Here is a 20,941-nt window from a genome sequence, read left to right as displayed (position 1 = left end):
GCCTCCCGACGATCAGGGGAAGGGGCGGGTGCCGCGATCGATGAACCGGGGGATGAACCGGAAGAGGAGGAACGCGCCGATGAGCCCGACACCGCCGATGGTGCCGGCGGCGAGGGAGATCGACGCAGCCGCGGTGATCCCGGACATCGCCAGGGGAGCGGCGGCGGTGCCCGCGTCGCCCAGGAAGCGATAGGCGCCGAGGAACGGCGCGGGACGGTCCGGCGGCGCGAGGTCGGAGCCGAGGGTCATGAGGATGCCGCTGCCAAGGCCGTTGGACAGTGCCAGCACGAGCGCGACGGCGATGAACCAGACCCGCGCCTCGTCGAGGTCGTGCGTGAAGGCCAGGACGATGAAGCCGGAGCCCAGCCCGATCATCGACGGGACGGCGGTCCAGATCCGCCCCCAGCGGTCCATGACCTGACCGCTGGCGTAGAAAAGAGCGAACTCCACCGCGCCGACGACGCCGATGATGAGCGCCGTGTCCGTCTCCGAGACGCCGATGCTGACGGCCCACAGCGGGAGCAGGACCGCGCGGCACGAGCGCAGGGCGCCGACGAGTGCAGCGGTCGTCCCCATCCTGGTGAGCACCGCGCCGTGGGCTCGGATCGAAGCGATCAGACCGCTCGACTCCTCGGACGCGAGCTCCTCACCCTCGGTCCGCTCCTCGCCGTCGGCGGTGCGCGTCGACGGCGGTCGTCCGAACATCTCCGCCGGGTCGGGGAGGACGAGCAGGGTGACCGCCGACCCGGCACAGCAGATCACCATCACCCAGAACGCCGCCTGCGACGTCCCGGTGAGGTGGATGACGCCTGCGGCCAGGAACGGTCCGATGAACGTGCCGGCGCGGAAGACACCTCCGAGGGAGGAGAGCGCCCTCGCCCGGTACCGCATCGGCACGTACGTCGTCATGAACGCGTGCCGTGCCAGACCGAACACGGCGGTCGCGAGCCCGATACAGAAGATGCCCACGGCGAGGACGAACGGATTGGGGGAGATGGCGGCCGTCGCGACCCCGACGACCGCGAGCAGCGCCGCCCACATCATCGCGAAGCGTTCGCCGATCCGGCTGACGATCCACCCGGACGGGACGTCGCCGACGAGTTCGCCGAGCATGATGAGCGAGGAGATGACGCCGGCGACGGCGAGCGTCGCCCCCAGGTTCCCGGCGACGGCCGGGATGATCGGGATGATGGCGCCTTCACCGATCGAGAACAACAGTGTGGGGAGGAAGACCGAGACGGCCACGGAGCGCAGCTGGAACGGGCGTTCGTCGGAAGTCATCCCCTCGATCGTACGCCCGCGGCCCTGCGCGGTAGGCTGAAGCCAAATGTTTGACTTGGACCTCTCCACACAGATCAGTACCCTCCGCTCGACCTTCGACGACATCCGCACCGTCGTCGACGTCGACCGTCTCGAAGCCGAGATCGCGACGCTGAGCGAGCAGGCGGGTGCCCAGGATCTCTGGGACGACACGACGAACGCGCAGAAGGTGACGAGCGCCCTCAGCCACCGTCAGTCCGAGCTCGCCCGCATCACCAGCATCGCGAACCGGCTCGACGACCTCGAGGTGCTCATCGAACTCGCGACCGACGCCCAGGACGAGGAGTCGGCCGAAGAGGCCCGCCAGGAGCTCATCAGCCTGCAGAAGGTGCTCGGCGACCTCGAGGTGCAGACGCTGCTGAGCGGCGAGTACGACCCGCGCCCCGCCGTCGTCACCATCCGCGCCGGTGCCGGCGGTGTGGACGCCGCCGACTTCGCCGACATGCTGTTCCGCATGTACCTGCGGTGGGCCGAGCAGCACAAGTACCCGGTCACCGTCATGGACACGAGCTACGCGGAGGAGGCCGGCATCAAGTCGGCCACCTTCGAGGTCGACGCGCCATACGCCTTCGGCACCTTGAGCGTCGAGGCGGGCACGCACCGCCTGGTGCGCATGAGCCCCTTCGGTGCCGCCGGAAAGCGACAGACGAGCTTCGCCGCCGTCGAGGTCATCCCGCTCATGGAGGAGACGGAGATCGTCGAGATCCCCGAGTCGGACATCCGTGTCGACGTCTTCCGGTCCAGCGGCCCCGGTGGCCAGTCGGTCAATACGACCGACTCCGCCGTTCGCATCACCCACCTGCCGACCGGCACGGTCGTCTCGATGCAGAACGAGAAGAGCCAGATCCAGAACCGCGCCGCGGCGATGCGCGTGCTCCAGTCGCGACTCCTCCTCATCCAGAAGGAGCAGGAGGCCGCGACGAAGAAAGAGCTGGCCGGCACCATCACGGCGAGCTGGGGCGACCAGATGCGCTCCTACGTGCTCGCGCCGTACCAGATGGTGAAGGACCTGCGGACCGAGCACGAGCAGGGGAACCCCGCAGCGGTGTTCGACGGCGATCTCGACGGGTTCATCGCCGCGGGCATCCGCTGGCGGTCGATGTCGAAGCCGGAGTAGCGCGGCGCGGCATAGTGTTCGCCCAGCCCTCGTACAGGGTACGGATCGCGGGCGTGTCCTGCCCGTAATCGGCAGGTCGCTCCTTAAGCTCAAGGAGCCATGATTCGGTTTGATCACATCTCCAAGAAGTATCCGGGAACCTCGCGTCCCGCGCTCAACGACGTCGATTTCGAGATCCTGCGGGGAGAGTTCATCTTCCTCGTCGGTGCCTCGGGGTCGGGGAAGTCGAGCTGCCTCCGCCTGATGCTCAAGGAGGACAAGCCGAGCAAGGGCAAGATCCATGTGCTCGGCCACGACCTCGGTTCCATCTCGAACCGCAAGGTGCCGTACTTCCGGCGCAGCCTCGGGGTCGTGTTCCAGGACTTCCGTCTGCTGCCGAGCAAGACGGTCTACCAGAACGTCGCCTTCACCCTCCAGGTGATCGGCAAGTCGCGCGGATTCGTCCAGGAGGCCGTGCCCGACGTCCTCAAGATGGTCGGACTCGACGGCAAGGCGCAGCGCCTGCCGCACGAGCTGTCCGGTGGTGAGCAGCAGCGCGTCGCCATCGCCCGCGCGATCGTCAACAAGCCGCAGATCCTGCTCGCCGACGAACCGACCGGTAACCTCGACCCCGCCACCAGCGCCGGCATCATGCAATTGCTGGAGCGCATCAATGCGGGTGGGACGACGGTCGTCATGGCCACGCACGAGGCCGGCTTCGTCGATCAGATGCAGCGCCGGGTGATCGAGCTGCAGGACGGTCAGATCGTCCGTGACGAACGCCACGGTGGATACGGCACGACAGCGGCCATCCCGGGTCTCGTCAGAGGATCCTCGAAGGCCGCCGCTCCGTCGGCACAGACGGCCCCCGCAACGGCCTCGACTCCGGTCGCACCCGCTGTCGAGACCTCATCGGTCCCGGTGACGACCACGACCTCATCCGTCGCTGCCCGCACCGAGCCCACGACGAGTGCCGTTGCCGCCGCCGCGGTCGCCGCCACCGCGGCCACGCCGACAGCTCCAGCCGCACCGACCGCGCCCGCCGCGGTCTCACGTGAGACCACGCCACAGGCCGACACCGACGAGGTCGTCACCCGGGTGTCCGGCGCGACGCCGATCCAGGAATCGGCCGCGGCTCCCGTCGCCGAGCCTGAGACCCCGGCGACGCGAGCCGAGGAATCGACACCGGAAGCGCCCGAGGCCGAGCCGACGACACCGGAAGCGGAGCCCGCCGTACCGCCGGCGGCTGCGGTCCCGGAGGTCGCGCCTCCGCAACGCCTGAGCAACGCCACGGGCCCCATCGGGCTCCCGGCACGCAACGAGATCGACCCGATCGAGGTCGAACACCTGTCGCTCGCCGAGCGACTCGGCCTGCGTGCCGCGGCGCGCGGCACTGAAGACGGAGAGCAGAACGTGGGGCCGACCAAGTGAGACTCGCACTGATCTGGTCCGAGGTCTGGAACGGCCTGCGTCGCAACGTCTCGATGGTCGTCTCCGTCGTGCTCGTGACGTTCATCTCGCTCACCTTCGTCGGTACGGCCGTCCTACTGCAGATGCAGATCGGCCAGATGAAGAACTACTGGTACGACCGCGCGCAGGTCGCGATCTACCTCTGCACCGCCGACAGCGCGGGCGACACCTGTGCCGCCGGCGCCGCAACCGAGGAGCAGCGCGCCGCCGTCCAGAGCGCCCTGGAGTCGTCGACCCTCGCCCCCTTCGTGGACAAGTTCTACTTCGAGGACCAGGCGCAGGCGTTCACGAACTTCCAAGAGCAGTTCAAGGGCAACGACATCGCACAGTTCGTCACCGCGGACCAGCTGCCCGAGACCTTCTGGGTGAACATGAAGGACGCCTCGCAGTCCGACGTGCTCGTCGAGGCGTTCTCCGGCGTCGCGGGCGTCGAGCAGGTGACGGATCAACGCCAGTACCTCGACCAGATCTTCTCAGTCCTGAACATCGCCAGTTACACGGCGATCGGGATCGCAGCACTCATGCTGGTCGCCGCAGCCCTGCTGATCGCGACGACCATCCGATTGTCGGCGTACTCGAGACGCCGGGAACTCGGCATCATGCGATTGGTCGGTGCATCGAACCGGTTCATCCAGACACCGTTCATCCTCGAGGGTGTGTTCGCCGCGCTCATCGGCTCCATCCTCGCGGCCGGGGCGGTGATCACCATCGTCCAGGTGTTCGTCCAGGGATACCTGGCGGACCGCATGCGGTACGTCAACTTCGTCGATCTCGGTGACGCCTTCGTGGTCCTCCCGATCCTGCTGCTCGTCGGCGTGCTGTTGGCGGCGATCTCGGCCAACTTCGCGATCTCGCGGTACCTCAAGGTCTAGCGGGGAGGCAGTGCGGCCACCGCACCGCTCGCACTGCGTTAGACTGACAGGCTGCCGCGATCGCGGCCGGTCCGTTCCGATGGATCCGAACCAGAACGTCAGGAGTACACCGTGCCGAGGGAACGGGGCGAGAACGTCGTGGCCACGAACCGCAAAGCCCGCCACGACTACACGATCGAGGACACCTACGAGGCCGGCATGGTCTTGACGGGTACCGAGGTGAAGTCGCTGCGAGCCGGGCGGGCGTCGCTCGTCGACGGGTACGCCTTCATCGACCGCCGTGAGGCGTGGCTCGACGCGGTGCACATCCCCGAGTACGGTCAGGGCACGTGGACGAACCACCCGCCACGGCGCAAGCGCAAGCTGCTGCTGCACCGCGAGCAGATCGACAAGATCGCCCACAAGATCGCCCCGGGTGGCTTCACCCTCGTGCCGTTGAAGATCTACTTCAAGGACGGCAAGGCCAAGGTGGAGATCGCCGTGGCGAAGGGTAAGAAGGAATACGACAAGCGGCATGCCCTCCGCGAGAAGCAGGACACCCGTGAGGCCGCGCGTGCGATGGCCACCAGGAACCGGCTCGGCGAATAGGTGACAGGTGCCCCTCGGGCGCGGTACACTTGAAAGCTGCACCGCAAGGTGCTCGTTCACCGTTCGCGGTGGATTGACAACTCGACAGCGTGTGACAACGACCCTCTTCGCCTCGTTCTCCGAGGCGCTGAGTCCATGGGGATGATCGGTTTCGACATTGCCTGCGAAACTGCGAGAAGCGGGTCGAGGATGCAGGGTTATCTCGTTAACGATCTCTGCAAAACAACAAGTGCCAACTCTAAGCGCACTGACTTCGCCCTCGCTGCTTAAGCGAGCCCGATAGTCCGTCAGACCGAGCGTGTCCCCGTCTCGGATCCTGGCGTCATCTAGGGGACTTGCTGGATGACGGAGCCGCGACGTCATCCGGGACTTTTCTTCGGCTGGGCCCGTCGACCAAGATGCCCTTGTCAATGGTCGGGGCCGAGTAGAACGTGTTAAGGGATACGCCCGTAGAAGGCGCAGAATCACAGCAGTGGACGGGGGTTCAATTCCCCCCATCTCCACTCCGGACGTTGTCACACGCTGCCGAGTCGACGACAGGCCCTCGCTTCGGCGGGGGCCTGTCGTCGTTCCTGGGGTCGGAGGGGTACCGACGGGCTGCTAACCTGGGAGTCCAGAGGCCGCCACCACCCGGGAGACCTGCATGGCGACAATCCTGCTTGTTTTTGCTGCGATCGCCGTCGCCACGCCCACACTCACTCGAGTGCTGTCGACGAAGGTCTTCTACGTCATCGCGTGTATGCCCGCGGCGGCATTCGTCTGGACGCTCCTCCAGACCGGCACGGTCACGGCCGGTGGCACGGTCGTCGAGACGATCGAGTGGATCCCGCAACTGAGCATCGCGCTCTCGTTCCGGATGGACACGCTCGCCTGGCTGCTGTCCCTCGTCGTCACCGGCGTCGGTGCCCTCGTACTGCTCTACTGCGGCCGCTACTTCTCGTCGACCGAGCCGGGCCTCGGTCGCTTCGCCGCGCTCCTCTTCGCCTTCGCTGGCACGATGTTCGGCCTCGTGACCGCCGACGACATCATCGTCATGTTCATGTTCTGGGAGATCACGAGTGTGCTCTCCTACCTGCTCATCGGGCACTACACCGATCGCAAGGAGAGTCGCGGTGCCGCGCTCCAGGCGCTCCTGGTGACCACCTTCGGCGGGCTCGTCATGCTCGTGGGCGTCATCATGATCTCCGTGCAGGCGCAGAGCACCTCGCTCGCCTCGATCGTCGAGCAGGGCCTGACCGGCCCCGCGACGACGGTCGCCATCCTCCTCATCCTCGTCGGCGCCATCTCGAAGTCCGCGCTCGTGCCGTTCCACTTCTGGCTGCCCGCCGCGATGGCCGCACCGACGCCCGTGAGTGCATACCTGCATGCCGCGGCCATGGTGAAGGCCGGGATCTACCTCGTCGCGAGGCTCGCTCCCGGTTACGCCGACACCCCGGGTTGGGACGCGATGCTCGTCGGTCTGGGCGTCCTCACCATGGTCGCCGGCGCCTGGCGGTCGCTGCGTCAGTACGACCTCAAGCTGGTCCTGGCCTACGGGACGGTGAGCCAGCTCGGATTCCTCATGGTCATCTCGGGGTACGGCACCCGTGATTCGGCCCTGGCCGCCGTCGCACTCCTGCTCGCCCACGCCATCTACAAGGCGGCACTCTTCCTCGTCGTCGGCATCATCGACCACCGTGCTGGGACGCGTGACTGGCGGCACCTCTCCGGTCTGGGACGCCAGACGCCGGTGCTCGCCGTCATCGCGGCGATCGCGGTCGCGTCGATGGCCGGTATCCCACCGCTCTTCGGGTTCGTCGCGAAGGAGGCCGTCTTCACCTCACTGCTGGAGGGCGCGCTCGAGGGCGACGTGTGGGGTTGGGTCGCGATCATCGGGACCGCCGTCGGGTCCGTGCTGACCGTCGCGTACAGCGCCCGATTCCTCTGGGGCGCCTTCGGAGACCGACGCGGCGCCGCGCCGACCGAACTGCATGCCGAATCCGGAACGATCATGATCGCGCCGGGCATCCTCGCCGTCGCGACCATCGCTCTCGGCTTCGCGACGAAGCCCATCGACACGGTGCTCGCGCCGTACGCGGACTCCGTGGGGGAGGGCGACTACCACCTCGCGCTCTGGCACGGCCTCGAGCCGGCGCTCGGCATCTCGGCCGTCGTGGTGCTGCTCGGTCTGCTGCTCTTCCGCTGGAGGCTCCCGGTCGCGCGTCTGCAGGACCGCCTGCCACCCCTCATCGACTCCTCGAAGGGCTACTGGGCGGCGACCCAGGGCATCGACCGGCTCTCCGCGAAGGTCACCCTGTTCGCCCAGCGCGGCGGGCTCGTCCAGTACCTGTCCACCATCCTCGTGGTCTTCGTCCTCACCCTCGGCACGATCGCCCTCCTCGGGCGCGCTTGGCCGAGCGAGATCCGGCTGTGGGACTATCCCGCCCAGGTGGCCATCGCCTTCATCATGGCGACCGCGGCGATCGCGGCCGCCCGGGCGAAGCAGCGCATGGCCGCTGTGCTCCTCGTCGGCGTCACCGGCTTCGGGCTCGTCGCTCTGTTCGCCCTGCACGGCGCTCCCGACCTCGCGCTGACCCAGGCCCTCGTCGAGACGATCACGATCGTGGTGTTCGTCCTCGTGCTCCGTCGACTGCCGGCCAAGATCGCCCAGCGCAACGCCCCGGTCCACCGTGTCCGTCGGGTCGTCATCGGGACGCTGACCGGCCTGGTCATGGGGCTCATCGGGGTCATCGCCCTGGGCGCGCGACAGGCCGAGAGCATCGCGACCGAGCTGCCCCGGCTCGCCGTCGAGGAGGGCCACGGCAAGAACATCGTCAACGTGATGCTCGTCGACATCCGAGCCTGGGACACCATGGGTGAGATCTCCGTGCTCGTCGTGGTGGCCACCGGTATCGCGAGCCTGCTCTTCGTCTCACAGCGGGGCGCCGAGGTCCCGCGCCTCAGCGGTGCGCGGCGCCGACGTATCCCGGGCCTCCGATCCCAGGTCGTGTCGGACCCCCACCTCGCGGACAGCGAGATGGAAGCACCTCGCGACGCGGTGGGGCGGCACTCATGGCTCATCGGTGGCCGGGCGATCGCCGAGGCGAACCGTTCAATCCTCCTCGAGGTCCTCGTGCGGCTCCTCTTCCACCCGGCGATCGTCGTCTCCGTCTTCCTGCTCTTCGTCGGCCACAACGAGCCGGGCGGCGGCTTCGCCGGCGGTCTGCTCGCCGGCCTCGCGCTCGTGATGCGGTATCTCGCCGGCGGACGCTACGAGCTCGGCGAAGCCGTGCCGATCGACGCGGGCAAGGTGCTCGGCGTCGGACTGCTGCTCGCAGTGGGGACGGCGGTCGGTTCCCTGTTCTTCGGCGGTGAAGCGCTCCAGTCCGCGTACTTCTCGGCCGACGTCCCGATCCTCGGACACCTCTCGTTCGGCACGTCCAGCATCTTCGACATCGGCGTCTACCTCGTCGTCGTCGGACTGGCGCTCGACATCCTGCGCAGTCTCGGGGCCGAAGTCGACCGTCAACAGGAGGAAGCCGACATCGACGAGCAGAGTACGGACGAGTTCTCGGCGAGTGAGGCCGAACGATGAGCGCCTCACTGACCCTCGTCGTCCTGATGGCCGTCATGTACGGCACCGGGGTGTACGTCATGCTCGAGCGGAGCCTCACCAGGTTCCTCATCGGGTTCGTGCTCGTCGGCAACGCGACGAACCTGCTCATCCTGATCATGAGCGGCCCGAGCGGCACCGCACCGCTCGTCACGGGCACCGCCTCCGACGACCGCATGGTCGACCCGGTGCCGCAGGTGCTCATGCTCACGGCCATCGTCATCAACTTCGGCGTGACCGCCTTCATCCTGGCGCTCATCTACCGGACCTGGTGGTTGGCACAACTCGGCGACGAGGGCGACACCCTCAGCGACGAGCACGCCGACGACACGGAGGCGGCGACGGAGGCGGTCTTCAACCAGGTCGACCTGGACGACGAGGCCATCCAACGGGTCCTCGACGAGAGCAACGAGCACGGCGACGATCGCAAGACGACCAGGAAGGGGGCAGGCGAATGAACGCACTCGTCCCGCTCGTGGTCATGATCCCGCTGATCGGCTCGGCGATCGCGCTCATGTTCCGCAACCGCCGCAAGACGCAGGTGGCGATCAGCGTCATCGCGCTCACCGCGGTGACCGTGATCAGTGCGATCCTGCTCGCGGCCGTCGACCAGAGCGGCACGATCGTCGTGGAGCTGGGCGGCTGGTCCCCGCCGTGGGGCATCGTGCTCGTCGTCGACCGGCTTTCCGCGATCATGCTGCTCGTCGCCGCCCTGATGCTGCTGGGCGTCCTCATCTTCGCCATCGGCCAGGGCATCGTCGACGGCGACCGCGAGACGCCGGTGTCGATCTTCCACCCGACGTACCTGGTCCTGGCGGCCGGGCTGTTCGACGCCTTCGTCGCGGGCGACCTCTTCAACATGTACGTCGGTTTCGAGATGCTCCTCGCCTCCAGTTACGTCCTCCTCACCCTGGGCGGCACGGGAGCGCGGATCCGCGCCGGTGTCACCTACATCGTCATCAGCCTCATGTCGTCGCTGCTCTTCGTCGCCGCGATCGCCCTCATCTACGGCGCGACGGGCACCGTGACGATCGCCCTCGTGGCCGACCGCGTGCGCGACCTGCCGATGGAGGTGCAGGCGATCCTCTGCGCCGCACTCCTGCTCGGGTTCGCGGTGAAGGCTGCGGTGTTCCCGCTGTCGTTCTGGTTGCCCGACTCCTACCCGACCGCGCCGGCGCCGGTCACGGCGGTGTTCGCGGGCTTGCTGACGAAGGTGGGTGTGTACGCGATCATCCGGACCGACACGCTCATCTTCAAGGACGTGCCGCTGGCGACACCCTTGATGGTCATCGCCTTCCTGACCCTGCTCATCGGCATCTTCGGCGCGGTCGCCCAGGCCGACATCAAACGATTGTTGTCGTTCACGCTCGTGAGCCACATCGGCTACATGATCTTCGGCATCGCCGTCGGCGGGGTCGCCGGGACCGCCGCGACGATCTACTACATCGTCCACCACATCGTCGTCCAGACCACGCTGTTCCTCACCACCGGTCTCGTCGAGCGGATCGGTGGGACGACCTCCATCTCCCGGCTCGGCGGCATCCTGAAGGCCTCGCCGATCGTCGGTGTGCTGTTCTTCATCGGAGCGATGAACCTCGGCGGTATCCCGCCGTTCTCCGGCTTCCTCGGCAAGATCGGGCTGTTCCAGGCGGGTGTCGCCCTGGGCGACCCGCTGTCGTACATCCTGATCGCGGCCGGAGCCGCGACCTCGCTCCTGACCCTGTACGCGTTGGCGCGCGTGTGGAACATGGGCTTCTGGCGTGGGAAGGACGAGGTCGCCGGATACTCGTCGCCGTTGCTCGACCAGCTCGCGGAGAGCCCCGAGGACTCGGGCTCGGTCGACACTAAGACCATCTCGCGCCCGATGATCGGTGCCACGACCGGCATGGTCGCGTTGACCCTCGCCCTCACGGTCTTCGCGGGGCCCCTCTTCGGATTGGCCACGCGCGCGGCGGAGAACATCGAGGACCCGGACAACTACATCACCGCGGTCTTCCCCGACGGAACGGAGCACCTGAAGTAATGCAACCGTCACGTCGTCGCGCGCTGTTCAGCCAGGCCCTCCTCCTGGCCGGTCTCATCCTGCTCTGGTGTCTCCTCTGGGGGATGTTCGACCTGCTCACGCTCGTGACCGGCCTCGGGGTCGCGTTGCTGGTGTCGTTCCTGTTCTACCTGCCGGCCGTCGAGCTGAGCGGCCGCATCAACCTCTGGCGGACCGCGATCTTCCTGGGCAAGCTCCTCGTCGACATCGTGCGGGCGAGTGCGGAGATCGCGTGGCTCGTCCTCAAGCCGAGGTTCCGGTCCAGTAACGCGGTGATCGCGGTCCGTCTGCGGACGACCTCCGACCTCATCATGAGCTGGACGGCCGAGGCGGTCTCGATCGTCCCAGGCTCGATCGTGGTCGACCTCGACCGCACGGCCTCGACGCTCTACCTGCACGCGCTCAACGTGCATGACGACGCCGACATCGACGCGGTCGTCGCCGAGGTCCTCGGAACGGAGCGACGGCTCATCCTCGCGATCGGTTCCCGCGCCGAGGCGGACGCCCTCCGCCACGACCCTGACCCTGTCTCGATCGGAAGGGGGCAGTGATGCTCGTCGTGATCATCATCGTCTCCGTGCTGTTCGGTGCCGCAGCCCTCGCAGCGGTCTACCGGATCATCCGCGGGCCGAGCCTCCTCGACCGCGTGATCGCCTCCGACGTGCTCGTCGCCACCGTCATGTGCGCGATCGGAGCCGAGATGGCGATCAACCGTCACACGGACGGCCTGCCGGTCCTCCTGGCGCTCGCGATGTTCGCGATCGTCGGCTCGGTCAGTGTCGCCCGCTTCATGTCGAAGCAGGACGACGCATGACCGGCGAGCTGATCCGCGACATCGTCACCGGGGCCCTCGTGCTCGTCGGGGCGATCATGTGCTTCGCCGCCGGCGTCGGCCTGCTGCGCTTCCCCGATGTGCTGTCCCGCCTGCACGCGGCGACCAAGCCGCAGATCCTCGGGCTCATCGCGATCATGGCGGACGTCGCCGTCTCGAGCCCGACGGTCGGGACCATCACCATCGCGATCGCGATCATCGTGTTCCAGAGCCTCACCGCGCCGATCTCCGCGCACATGGTCGCCCGGGCGGCTTACCGCAGCGGCAACTTCGACGAGGCCGTCCTCGTCCGCGACGAGCTCGCGGGACGCGAAGAACTCGGCGAGGAACGACATCCCGGCCACACGCCCGAATAGCGGCAGAATGTCCCCATGGGAATGCTCATCTACGGGTCCGGCGACGAGTACGAGATCGAAGACCGCGCGCTCGCGCATCTGAAGGCCGTCATCGGGGCGAAGCTGCGCCGCCAGGAGAGTTTCTTCCTCAGCTGGGCGAACGATCCCGAACACGGTTCGGGACGACGCTCGCTCTGGTTGTCCCCGAGCATCCCGCTGCAGTTCCGCTTCTTCGGGAGCCGCCCGCCGGAACTCAACCGCGCGTGGCTCGAGGTCCTCTCGGATTCATCGCACACCCCGCGAGGGCTGCAGCTCATCCCGGAGTCCGATGTCGAGGGGTACCTCGCGGGGAACGGAGCGCCGCGCGACGCGGGCACCGAGTCCCACGACCAGGATCACGGCTAGGACGGGTCGTCCGTCCCCACGAGCAGGACGCGCAGCGCCGTCTCCGGTGAGCCGCGACCGTCCGGTGGGATCGTCTCGCCGTGCGTATAGCGATCGACGACCCGCGGGTCGACGTAGCTGGACTTCGCGATCGCCGGGGTGTTGCCAAGGACCGCTGCGGCGTCGCGCATGGCCTGTGCGAGGACCTTCGAGCGTGCCGTCTTACTCTGTACGGGTCCGGCCTTCGCCAGGCTCTCCGCGGCCGCGACGGTGCCGTGCAGCGTCCGGAAGTCCTTCGCGGTGAACTCGCCGTTCGTCTGCGCCCGGACGTAGTCGTTGATCTGGCTCGCCTGGAGGTGACGCCAGCGGTTCCCGTCCTTCCAGGCCAGGAGGCGGGCGTGCGGTCCACGGCGCTTCAGGGAGCGGATGAGCGAGGCCAGGTCGGCGTCGACGATGTCGGACTCCCAAGGCTGTCCGCTCTTCGCCGGGAACTTCAGCGCGACGGTGTCGCCGCTCACGCGAGCGTGCGCACCCTCGAGGGTCGACAGGCCGTGACTGCCGTTGGCCTCCGCGTACTGCTCGCCGCCCACGCGCAGGGAGCCGGTGTCGAGCATGCGGAACGCGCCGGCCGACACCCGTGCAAGCGGGTACCCCTCGAGCCGGAGGTCCCGGGTGACCCGACCTCGCGCGGCCGGGAGGGCCTCGGCGAGGGCCAGGGCGCGGTCGAACTTGCTCCGGTCCTGACGCTCGCGCCACGACGGGTGGTAGAGGTACTGTCGTCGCCCGGCCGCGTCGATGCCGGTCGCCTGGATGTGCCCGTTCGCGTAGGGGGTGATCCAGACCTCGTTCCACGCGGGAGGGACCACCAGGCCGTCGATCCGTGCCCGGATCTCCTGATCGTCGAGGAGCGAACCGTCCGGCAACCGATAGCTGAAGCCGCGCCCGGATCGAACCCGTCGGATGCCCTGTCCGTTCACGTCGCTGCGCCTCAGTCGTACCATCCGCCCAGCGTACGACGCGGCCGGATCCCGCTCGGCGGGCTTGCGCGGTGCCGTGCGCTCGTGTCAGCCGACGGGTGGCAGCTCGGCGAGGAAGGCGTCGTGCAGGCGCCCGTTCGTCGCGAGGGAGCTCCGCGTGGAGATGGTCTCGATGCCGTCGATGTCCGTGAAGCGACCGCCCGCCTCGAGGACGATCGGCACGTGGGCGCCCAGGTCGTACTCCTGCACGCCGAATTCGGCCACGGCGTCGATCGAGCCTTCGGCGAGCAGCATGTAGGGCCACATGTCACCGATGGCCCGATCGCGCCACAGCGAGCCGCACAGGGCCAGCAGCTGGGGGATCCGTCCGACCGAGGCCCACTGCGCGATGCTCTGGAAGCTGAAGGACGCGTCGGCGAGGTCGGAGACCCCCGAGACGGACAGTCGGCGTGGGGTGGTCTCGCCGAACCGGACGCCCCACGCGCCGTGTCCGATGGCACCCCACCAGCGGGCGTGCATGGCGGGTGCGCTCACGACGCCGACGACCGGAACGCCGTCGACGGCGAGGGAGATGAGCGTCGCCCAGTTCGAGACACCGCGGAGGAAGTTCGCCGTCCCGTCGATCGGGTCGATGATCCACTGTCGATCCGTCGGGCCCTGCGCGCCGTACTCCTCGCCGAACACGCCGTCGTCCGGGCGCTCGGTCTCGAGGATGCCGCGGATGGCGCGTTCGACGGCGAGGTCGGCGTCCGTGACGTGCGAGCGGTCCGGCTTGGTGGAGACCTCGAGGTCGCGAGCCTCGAAGCGGTCCATCGCGATGTGGTCGGCCGCGTCGGCGAGCCGGAGCGCGAGATCGAGGTCGGCGGGGGAGACGGTCACGGGTTCGGTCACCTCTCCAGGATAGGGTCGCGCGGGCCTGATCGAACGACGCTCGAAGGGCTGGAGACGTGCCACCGCGACACGCCGACCGGCTCGATTTCGCACCCGGGCCAGTTGGGTGCTAGTGTCATATCTCGGTTCGGAACACTCCGAAACCACGCACCTCTAGCTCAATTGGCAGAGCAACTGACTCTTAATCAGTGGGTTCCCGGTTCAAGTCCGGGGGGGTGCACCACACTAGCAACGGCCTCGTCTTCGGACGGGGCCGTTCTGCGTTTCGGCTCGACTCGCGTGCGCGCCTGCGGCCCGACGAAACGCTCCGGGGACGTTTCGCGACAGCTCCCGTCCGATTCGCGTCATCGGAACCGAGCAGGGCGCAGGCATGAGACCCTGGAAGGGTCGGCAGCATGGCGGGATCGGGTCCTGCCCTTGCCGACGAAAGCCTCCGCGTGGTCACCCCACCGTGCGGAGCAGAGCGACGGTCGGGCATTCGTGCCCACCAGCGCCGTGACGCCTCATCGATTCGGGTTCGATGAGGCGTCATGCCCGCTCAGTGGCCCGGTACGACGAAACGGCCGCCCACCGGAGTGGACGGCCGTTGTCGACGTGTGTCGCTGATCAGGCGACCGAGCTGCGGCGCGCCGGCACAGGGTTGACGAGGCTCGCGTCGATGAACTCGGGTTCGGCCCAGACGGTGATGGGGTAGTGCTGCGGCTCGAGGAGGGTCCGCTCGACGAGCGTCGGCTCGGTGTCGTCTGCCGCCGCCTCGGGGTGGTCGTCACCGGCCTGCGCCTCGGACGGCGCGTCGATCGTCTCGGTGATGGCGGCAGGTTCCTCGTCGACGGTCGGTTCGATGACCTCGACGGCCTCGACATCGTCGGCGGCGTCGACCGCGGATTCCTCCTGGCCGCGCGACCAGAGGCGCCATCCACGTGCCGGAGCTGCCTCGGCACGAACCGTCACCGCTGCCTGCTCGAGGTCGATGTCCGTCGCGATCTCGTGAGCGAGCTGCTGGGCGTACACCTCGTGGAAGATCTCGTCGCCGGAGCTCGGGGTGCGGCGCGACAGCACCCAGGCGCCGTTGGCACCGAGTTCGCTGGCCAGTCGAGCGTGGACGAGGTCGAACAGCTGCTTCTCGGTCAGCTTCGATGCGGAGACTGGTGCTGCGTGGCGTCGGCGACCGAACATGGCGGGCCCTTCATCGAAAGCGGATCATCCGTGAGGCTGGACTGCCTTCATTGTCGATCACGAGGCGCGGAACGACGCGGAGACACGCGGGTGAGCGCCCCAATTCTCGGGTTCTCCGGGCGGTCGTGGTAGCGCGGGCGGCGCGACCTCAGCGGCCGATCTCCGCCTGCTTGCTGTCGTCGAGCACCGAGCTGATCGCGAGGGCGAGCGAGATGCCCCAGCTCACCCAGAGGAGGGCCAGCTTCCAGTCCCGCGGTCCCTGTCGGGTCGCCTGGAGAGCGGAGATCCCACCGAAGACCGTGGAGATCATGCTGCCGTTGAAGAGGAATTTGCGCATGACTTCACGCTAGCCGGTAGGGGAGGTCCCCCGCATCCGGGCTTTCCTTCGGGTTCTCGCCTGTGCTAGCGAATGCACGCTTCGCGAAGGCCAGCGAAGCCCGCAGCTGGGCGAGGCGGAGCGCGTCGCCGCCGGTCGCGGGCAGGTGCACCTCCGCGACGATGCTTCCCGACCAGTCCGCCGCGCGCAGCAGCTCGAGGACCTCGGCGACCGGCTGCTCGCCATCGCCTGGGAGGAGATGCTCGTCGAGGAAGGCACCCCGCGGCGATGGGGCGGTCCCGTCGCACAGGTGCACGTGGCGCAGTCGGCCGGCGTAGCGGGTCGCGATCTCGAGCGAGTCCTCACCCGCGAGGGCCGCGTGGGAGAAGTCGAGCGTCAGGGCGGCGCAGGCGAGCGGGGCCGGGTCGTAGCCGAAGGCGAACGGCTGCACCCGGAGCCCGCGGCTCTGGAAGCACGCCATGTTCTCGACGGCCAGCTCGAGTCCGTGCGTCTCGCTCAGTTCCGCGACGAGGTCGACGAAGGCGTTCGCGTAGCGCCGCTGCCAGCGGAACGGCGGGTGGACGACGACGGTCGACGCGCCGACGGCGGCGGCGAGCTCCGCCGAGCGGCGGAGCTTCTCCCGATGGTCGCGGCCCCAGACGAACGCGGTCCGGGTCAGGACCGGCGCGTGGATCGAGAGGATGTCCAGCCCGGTCTCGGCGGCGAGGGCGCGAAGGGCGTCGGCGTCCTGCGTCACGCGGTCCTGGGTGACCATGACCTCGACGCCGTCGTAGCCGGCTTCGGCGGCCAACTCGAACGCGCGCCGGGTTCCCAGCGGGTAGACGCAGGACGTGCTCATGCCATGGCGGATCATCAGCGCAAGCATATGCTCGCCGTCTGAACACGCGGTTTCGCCATGCGGAACGCTGCTAGCCTGAACAGCGAACCCGAGTACCCCGGGAGGGCCATCATCACCAGATATTCCGCGCCTGACGGCGGATCAGCGTCGACCTTCGACTTCATCGTGGTATCCAACCGGCTGCCGGTCGACCGCGTCGTCGATGCAGACGGCGCCGAGAGCTGGCGGACCTCACCCGGTGGACTCGTGACCGCCCTCGAACCCGTCATGCGCGGCGCCGACGGCGCCTGGATCGGATGGGCCGGCTCCGCCGACCTCGAGATCGAGCCGTTCGACAACGACGACATGTGGATCATCCCGGTCCCGCTGTCCGAGGACGAGATCGCCCGCTACTACGAGGGCTTCTCGAACGACACCATCTGGCCGCTCTACCACGACGTCATCGCTCCGCCGAGCTACCACCGCGAGTGGTGGGACTCCTACGTCGCCGTGAACCGACGGTTCGCCGAGGCGGCCGCTGCGGCCGCGTCCGACGGCGCGACGGTCTGGGTGCAGGACTACCAGCTGCAGCTCGTGCCGAAGATCCTGCGTGAGCTGCGACCCGATCTCACGATCGGCTTCTTCAACCACATCCCGTTCCCGGCCTACGGCATCTACTCGCAGCTCCCATGGCGACGCCAGATCATCGAGGGACTGCTCGGCGCCGACGTCATCGGCTTCCAGCGCGTCGCGGACGCGGGCAACTTCTCCCGGGCGGTCCGCCGCCTGTTCGGGTACGAGACGAAGGGGGCCGCGATCCAGGTCCCGCTCGATGCCGCACTCGTGTCGGTCACGACGGACGCTGCACCGGTCGCGTCGAAGCGCGGCGCCCCGTACCGCACGGTGATCGCCCGGCACTTCCCGATCTCGATCGACAGCAAGGGGTACCAGGTCCTCGCGCAGCGCCCCGACATCATTGCCCGTGCCAAGCAGATCCGCGAGGAGCTCGGCAACCCGGAGACGATCATGCTCGGCGTCGACCGCCTCGACTACACGAAGGGCATCGGGCACCGACTCAAGGCCTTCGGCGAACTCCTCGCACAGGGCAAGCTCGCGGTCGAGGACGTCACGCTCGTCCAGGTCGCCAGCCCCAGCCGCGAACGCGTCGAGACGTACCGTCAGCTCCGCGACGACATCGAACAGACGGTCGGCCGGATCAACGGCGACTTCGGCACCATCGGCCACACCGCGATCCAGTACCTGCACCACGGGTACCCCCGCGAGGAGATGGCTGCCCTCTACCTCGCCGCCGACGTCATGCTCGTCACAGCCCTGCGCGACGGCATGAACCTCGTCGCGAAGGAGTACGTCGCCGCTCGCTACGACAACGACGGCGTCCTCGTCCTGAGCGAGTTCGCCGGCGCGTCCGACGAACTGAAGCAGGCACTCAAGATCAACCCGCACGACATCGAGGGGATGAAGTCGGCGATCCTCCAGGCCGTGCACATGACGAAGGCCGAGCGTGGTCGTCGCATGCGGGCGCTGCGCAAGCGCGTCATGGAGTACGACGTCGCGCGGTGGTCGGCGTCCTTCCTCGACGAGTTGCAGCGTGTGCGCGACCAGTCACCGACCATCGAGCAGGGGAGCACCACCCAGTCATGAGCACCACCGACGAGCCCACCGACACCCTCGGGGGGCTTCCCCTCGGACTGCGTGCGGAACTCCGCCGCCTGGCCGACGTCCCGAAGCTCCTGGTGGCCCTGGACTTCGACGGCACGCTGGCACCCGAGGTCGACGACCCGGATCAGGCGCGCGCGCTGCCCGCGGCTCGCAAGGCCGTGTTGGCGCTGATGGACCTGCCCGGGACGCGCGTCGCACTCGTGTCCGGGCGGGCGATCGACAGTCTCGTGGCCGTGGCCGAGCTGCCCGACCACGCCCTGTTCGCCGGCTCGCACGGCGTCGAGATCCGCCTCGACAACCCCGACGACGCCCTCGCCCTCGACGACGAGGAACGCGAACAGCGGGAGACCCTCCAACGGATCCTCCAGGACGTCGCGGAGGGTTACGATAATGTTTGGATCGAGCGGAAGCCGGCAGGGTTCGCCCTGCACACGAGGCTCGCCAGTGAAGAAGACTCCAGGATCGCCCACCTCGAAGCACTCGCCCACACCAAGGACGAGTTCGGCGCCCTGACGGTTCGAGAGGGCAAGAACGTCCTCGAGTTCTCGCTCAGGAGCGCGACCAAGGGCGAAGCCGTCGAACACCTCCGGCGGTACACCAAAGCAGATGCCGTGTTCTACGCGGGCGACGACGTCACGGACGAGGACGCGTTCGGCGCACTCGGCCCCGGCGACCTCGGGGTGAAGAGCGGCACCGGCGTGACCGCCGCCGACTTCAGGGTCGAAGGACCCTCCGAGATCGCGCGCGTCCTCGGCATGCTCGCGGAATATCGAAGCAACAAGGAAGCCGTAGACTCTTAAAATGCCAGAGATCGACATCAAACCACGCAGCCGTGCCGTCACCGACGGGATCGAGGCGACCACCTCGCGGGGCATGCTCCGCGCCGTCGGCATGGGCGACGAGGACTGGGACAAGCCCCAGATCGGCATCGCGAGCTCGTGGAACGAGATCACGCCCTGCAACCTCTCGCTCGACCGCCTCGCACAGGGGGCCAAGGAGGGCGTGCACTCGGGTGGGGGCTACCCGCTGCAGTTCGGCACCATCTCCGTCTCCGACGGCATCTCCATGGGCCACGAGGGCATGCACTTCTCGCTCGTCTCGCGCGAGGTCATCGCCGACAGCGTCGAGACCGTGGTCATGGCCGAGCGCCTCGACGGCACGGTCCTGCTCGCCGGCTGCGACAAGTCTCTGCCGGGCATGCTCATGGCCGCCGCGCGGCTCGACCTCTCGTCGCTCTTCCTCTACGCCGGATCGATCGCGCCGGGTTGGGTCAAGCTCTCCGACGGCACCGAGAAGGAGGTCACGATCATCGACTCCTTCGAGGCGGTCGGGGCCTGCAAGGCCGGCAACATGAGCGAAGAGGACCTGAAGCGCATCGAGTGCGCCATCGCCCCGGGCGAGGGCGCCTGCGGAGGGATGTACACCGCCAACACGATGGCGTCGGTCGCCGAGGCGCTCGGCATGAGCCTCCCGGGTTCGGCATCGCCGCCCTCGGCCGACCGCCGTCGCGACTACTTCGCGCACCGTTCGGGCGAAGCCGTGGTCAACATGCTCCGACTCGGCATCACCGCGCGCGACATCCTGACGAAGGAGGCGTTCGAGAACGCCATCGCCGTCGCGATGGCATTCGGCGGATCGACGAACGTGGTCCTGCACCTGCTCGCGATCGCCCGCGAGGCCGAGGTCGACCTCACACTCGACGACTTCAACCGCATCGGCGACAAGGTGCCGCACATCGGCGACCTGAAGCCGTTCGGCCAGTACGTCATGAACGACGTCGACCGTCACGGCGGCGTCCCCGTCGTCATGAAGGCGCTGCTCGACGCCGGTCTGCTGCACGGCGACTGCCTCACGGTCACCGGCAAGACGGTCGCCGAGAACCTCGCCGACATCAACCCCGACCCGATCGACGGCACGGTCATCCGCACGCTCGACAACCCGATCCACGCGACCGGCGGCATCACGATCCTCAAGGGCTCGTTCGCGCCCGAGGGCGCCGTCGTGAAGACGGCCGGATTCGACGCCGAGGTCTTCGAAGGACCCGCGCGGGTCTTCGAACGTGAACGCGGAGCCATGGACGCGCTCACCGAGGGCAAGATCAACAAGGGCGACGTCGTCATCATCCGCTACGAGGGCCCGAAGGGTGGGCCTGGGATGCGCGAGATGCTCGCGATCACGGCCGCCATCAAGGGCGCCGGACTCGGCAAGGATGTACTACTGTTGACGGACGGTCGATTCTCAGGCGGCACAACCGGACTGTGCATCGGCCACATAGCACCCGAAGCGGTGGACGCAGGTCCAATCGCCTTCGTGCGCGATGGTGATCTGATACGGGTCGATATCGCTGGCCGCTCGCTCGACCTACTCGTCGACGAAGCAGAGCTGGAAGCCCGCCGCGACGGCTGGGCGCCTCTTCCCCCGCGCTATACCCGTGGCGTTCTCGCAAAGTACTCTCGTCTCGTGCACTCCGCCGCGGAGGGCGCGATCACGGGATAACCGAGCATCTCGTTCGTGCATCTCATCGCTGAAGGAA

General features: G+C 68.0%; 20 protein-coding genes, 1 tRNA gene and 1 other RNA gene. 16 read left to right on the top strand and 6 right to left on the bottom strand.

The genetic code is table 11. The features are described 5' to 3' along the window. Positions 1 to 12: 12 nt before the first annotated feature. Positions 13 to 1,281, bottom strand: a complete 1,269-nt coding sequence (locus ITJ62_RS09965) for an MFS transporter (RefSeq protein ID WP_137241922.1) — start codon at positions 1,279 to 1,281, stop codon at positions 13 to 15. A 46-nt stretch (positions 1,282 to 1,327) separates the two neighbouring features. On the opposite strand from ITJ62_RS09965, the gene prfB reads away from it, so the two are divergent. From prfB to ITJ62_RS09905, 12 genes are all read left to right on the top strand, one after another. Continuing rightward, entirely contained in the window at positions 1,328 to 2,437 is a 1,110-nt protein-coding gene (prfB, locus tag ITJ62_RS09960) for a peptide chain release factor 2 (RefSeq protein WP_079705593.1), read from the top strand. Between the two features lie 99 nt (positions 2,438 to 2,536). Continuing rightward, positions 2,537 to 3,847, top strand: coding sequence for a cell division ATP-binding protein FtsE (gene ftsE, locus ITJ62_RS09955; protein ID WP_194601498.1), 1,311 nt, complete (start codon positions 2,537 to 2,539; stop codon positions 3,845 to 3,847). Continuing rightward, positions 3,844 to 4,758 (top strand): permease-like cell division protein FtsX, encoded by a 915-nt coding sequence (ftsX, locus tag ITJ62_RS09950; RefSeq protein ID WP_064296231.1) that lies wholly within the window; start codon positions 3,844 to 3,846, stop codon positions 4,756 to 4,758. The genes ftsE and ftsX overlap by 4 nt, the downstream gene beginning before the upstream one ends. Before the next feature lie 111 nt (positions 4,759 to 4,869). Then, on the top strand, positions 4,870 to 5,346 hold the full coding sequence (gene smpB / locus ITJ62_RS09945) for an SsrA-binding protein SmpB (RefSeq protein WP_056007115.1): 477 nt from the start codon (positions 4,870 to 4,872) through the stop codon (positions 5,344 to 5,346). A gap of 137 nt (positions 5,347 to 5,483) precedes the next feature. After that, positions 5,484 to 5,852, top strand: a transfer-messenger RNA (tmRNA) gene (gene ssrA / locus ITJ62_RS09940). A 137-nt stretch (positions 5,853 to 5,989) separates the two neighbouring features. Beyond that, the gene (locus tag ITJ62_RS09935; RefSeq protein WP_194601495.1) at positions 5,990 to 8,920 is read left to right on the top strand and encodes a Na+/H+ antiporter subunit A; all 2,931 of its coding nucleotides are present in this window, start codon (positions 5,990 to 5,992) and stop codon (positions 8,918 to 8,920) included. After that, positions 8,917 to 9,396: an NADH-quinone oxidoreductase subunit K gene (locus ITJ62_RS09930; RefSeq protein ID WP_137241919.1), complete on the top strand. Its 480-nt coding sequence runs from the start codon at positions 8,917 to 8,919 to the stop codon at positions 9,394 to 9,396. Before ITJ62_RS09935 ends, ITJ62_RS09930 begins: the two co-directional genes overlap by 4 nt. Next, a complete protein-coding gene (locus ITJ62_RS09925; RefSeq protein ID WP_079002188.1) occupies positions 9,393 to 10,961 on the top strand; it encodes a Na+/H+ antiporter subunit D in 1,569 nt (522 codons plus the stop codon). Before ITJ62_RS09930 ends, ITJ62_RS09925 begins: the two co-directional genes overlap by 4 nt. Continuing rightward, complete coding sequence (locus ITJ62_RS09920; protein ID WP_194601492.1) at positions 10,961 to 11,530, top strand: Na+/H+ antiporter subunit E; 570 nt, start codon at positions 10,961 to 10,963, stop codon at positions 11,528 to 11,530. The genes ITJ62_RS09925 and ITJ62_RS09920 overlap by 1 nt, the downstream gene beginning before the upstream one ends. Next, positions 11,530 to 11,793, top strand: coding sequence for a monovalent cation/H+ antiporter complex subunit F (locus tag ITJ62_RS09915; protein ID WP_064296237.1), 264 nt, complete (start codon positions 11,530 to 11,532; stop codon positions 11,791 to 11,793). The genes ITJ62_RS09920 and ITJ62_RS09915 overlap by 1 nt, the downstream gene beginning before the upstream one ends. Further along, on the top strand, positions 11,790 to 12,167 hold the full coding sequence (gene mnhG / locus ITJ62_RS09910; protein ID WP_064296238.1) for a monovalent cation/H(+) antiporter subunit G: 378 nt from the start codon (positions 11,790 to 11,792) through the stop codon (positions 12,165 to 12,167). The genes ITJ62_RS09915 and mnhG overlap by 4 nt, the downstream gene beginning before the upstream one ends. Positions 12,168 to 12,182: 15 nt before the next feature. Then, positions 12,183 to 12,551 (top strand): hypothetical protein, encoded by a 369-nt coding sequence (locus ITJ62_RS09905; protein ID WP_137241917.1) that lies wholly within the window; start codon positions 12,183 to 12,185, stop codon positions 12,549 to 12,551. Here ITJ62_RS09905 and ITJ62_RS09900 read toward each other — a convergent pair. Further along, complete coding sequence (locus ITJ62_RS09900; protein WP_192018166.1) at positions 12,548 to 13,531, bottom strand: DNA topoisomerase IB; 984 nt, start codon at positions 13,529 to 13,531, stop codon at positions 12,548 to 12,550. The two genes, ITJ62_RS09905 and ITJ62_RS09900, sit on opposite strands and share 4 nt — an antisense overlap. Positions 13,532 to 13,594: 63 nt before the next feature. Next, the gene (locus ITJ62_RS09895) at positions 13,595 to 14,398 is read right to left on the bottom strand and encodes an inositol monophosphatase family protein (protein ID WP_370581886.1); all 804 of its coding nucleotides are present in this window, start codon (positions 14,396 to 14,398) and stop codon (positions 13,595 to 13,597) included. Between the two features lie 147 nt (positions 14,399 to 14,545). Between ITJ62_RS09895 and ITJ62_RS09890 the strand changes: the two genes are divergently transcribed. After that, positions 14,546 to 14,621, top strand: a tRNA-Lys gene (locus ITJ62_RS09890). Between the two features lie 383 nt (positions 14,622 to 15,004). Here ITJ62_RS09890 and ITJ62_RS09885 read toward each other — a convergent pair. The 3 genes from ITJ62_RS09885 to ITJ62_RS09875 all read right to left on the bottom strand — a co-directional run bounded on the left by ITJ62_RS09885 (position 15,005) and on the right by ITJ62_RS09875 (position 16,749). Next, the gene (locus ITJ62_RS09885; RefSeq protein ID WP_194601489.1) at positions 15,005 to 15,574 is read right to left on the bottom strand and encodes a hypothetical protein; all 570 of its coding nucleotides are present in this window, start codon (positions 15,572 to 15,574) and stop codon (positions 15,005 to 15,007) included. Between the two features lie 148 nt (positions 15,575 to 15,722). Next, positions 15,723 to 15,911, bottom strand: coding sequence for a hypothetical protein (locus ITJ62_RS09880; RefSeq protein WP_079705603.1), 189 nt, complete (start codon positions 15,909 to 15,911; stop codon positions 15,723 to 15,725). Positions 15,912 to 15,915: 4 nt separating this feature from the next. Then, the gene (locus tag ITJ62_RS09875; RefSeq protein WP_228498143.1) at positions 15,916 to 16,749 is read right to left on the bottom strand and encodes a sugar phosphate isomerase/epimerase; all 834 of its coding nucleotides are present in this window, start codon (positions 16,747 to 16,749) and stop codon (positions 15,916 to 15,918) included. Between the two features lie 57 nt (positions 16,750 to 16,806). Between ITJ62_RS09875 and otsA the strand changes: the two genes are divergently transcribed. From otsA to ilvD, 3 genes are read left to right on the top strand one after another with little or no spacing between them, the layout of a single operon-like run. Further along, positions 16,807 to 18,390, top strand: coding sequence for an alpha,alpha-trehalose-phosphate synthase (UDP-forming) (gene otsA, locus ITJ62_RS09870; RefSeq protein ID WP_194601483.1), 1,584 nt, complete (start codon positions 16,807 to 16,809; stop codon positions 18,388 to 18,390). Beyond that, a complete protein-coding gene (gene otsB, locus ITJ62_RS09865) occupies positions 18,387 to 19,208 on the top strand; it encodes a trehalose-phosphatase (RefSeq protein WP_079705605.1) in 822 nt (273 codons plus the stop codon). Before otsA ends, otsB begins: the two co-directional genes overlap by 4 nt. Position 19,209: 1 nt before the next feature. Further along, positions 19,210 to 20,904: a dihydroxy-acid dehydratase gene (ilvD, locus tag ITJ62_RS09860; RefSeq protein ID WP_194601480.1), complete on the top strand. Its 1,695-nt coding sequence runs from the start codon at positions 19,210 to 19,212 to the stop codon at positions 20,902 to 20,904. Positions 20,905 to 20,941 lie beyond the last annotated feature (37 nt).

This window comes from Plantibacter sp. VKM Ac-2876 (genome assembly GCF_015350715.1).
In the GTDB taxonomy this organism is placed as follows: Bacteria; Actinomycetota; Actinomycetes; order Actinomycetales; family Microbacteriaceae; genus Plantibacter; species Plantibacter auratus.
The sequence above is the reverse complement of the archived record's forward strand: the minus strand, read 5'-3'. Positions and strand labels throughout refer to the sequence as shown.

Excerpts from the sequence above, each read along its gene's own strand:
- otsB (WP_079705605.1), top strand. The coding sequence starts at position 18,387 with ATGAGCACCACCGACGAGCCCACCGACACCCTCGGGGGGCTTCCCCTC.
- ITJ62_RS09925 (WP_079002188.1), top strand. The coding sequence starts at position 9,393 with ATGAACGCACTCGTCCCGCTCGTGGTCATGATCCCGCTGATCGGCTCG.
- ITJ62_RS09920 (WP_194601492.1), top strand. The coding sequence starts at position 10,961 with ATGCAACCGTCACGTCGTCGCGCGCTGTTCAGCCAGGCCCTCCTCCTG.
- prfB (WP_079705593.1), top strand. The coding sequence starts at position 1,328 with ATGTTTGACTTGGACCTCTCCACACAGATCAGTACCCTCCGCTCGACC.
- ITJ62_RS09900 (WP_192018166.1), bottom strand. The coding sequence starts at position 13,531 with ATGGTACGACTGAGGCGCAGCGACGTGAACGGACAGGGCATCCGACGG.
- ITJ62_RS09875 (WP_228498143.1), bottom strand. The coding sequence starts at position 16,749 with ATGAGCACGTCCTGCGTCTACCCGCTGGGAACCCGGCGCGCGTTCGAG.
- ITJ62_RS09905 (WP_137241917.1), top strand. The coding sequence starts at position 12,183 with ATGGGAATGCTCATCTACGGGTCCGGCGACGAGTACGAGATCGAAGAC.
- ITJ62_RS09965 (WP_137241922.1), bottom strand. The coding sequence starts at position 1,281 with ATGACTTCCGACGAACGCCCGTTCCAGCTGCGCTCCGTGGCCGTCTCG.
- ITJ62_RS09935 (WP_194601495.1), top strand. The coding sequence starts at position 5,990 with ATGGCGACAATCCTGCTTGTTTTTGCTGCGATCGCCGTCGCCACGCCC.
- ilvD (WP_194601480.1), top strand. The coding sequence starts at position 19,210 with ATGCCAGAGATCGACATCAAACCACGCAGCCGTGCCGTCACCGACGGG.
- ITJ62_RS09915 (WP_064296237.1), top strand. The coding sequence starts at position 11,530 with ATGCTCGTCGTGATCATCATCGTCTCCGTGCTGTTCGGTGCCGCAGCC.
- ITJ62_RS09885 (WP_194601489.1), bottom strand. The coding sequence starts at position 15,574 with ATGTTCGGTCGCCGACGCCACGCAGCACCAGTCTCCGCATCGAAGCTG.
- ITJ62_RS09880 (WP_079705603.1), bottom strand. The coding sequence starts at position 15,911 with ATGCGCAAATTCCTCTTCAACGGCAGCATGATCTCCACGGTCTTCGGT.
- ITJ62_RS09930 (WP_137241919.1), top strand. The coding sequence starts at position 8,917 with ATGAGCGCCTCACTGACCCTCGTCGTCCTGATGGCCGTCATGTACGGC.
- ftsE (WP_194601498.1), top strand. The coding sequence starts at position 2,537 with ATGATTCGGTTTGATCACATCTCCAAGAAGTATCCGGGAACCTCGCGT.
- mnhG (WP_064296238.1), top strand. The coding sequence starts at position 11,790 with ATGACCGGCGAGCTGATCCGCGACATCGTCACCGGGGCCCTCGTGCTC.
- otsA (WP_194601483.1), top strand. The coding sequence starts at position 16,807 with ATGCGGAACGCTGCTAGCCTGAACAGCGAACCCGAGTACCCCGGGAGG.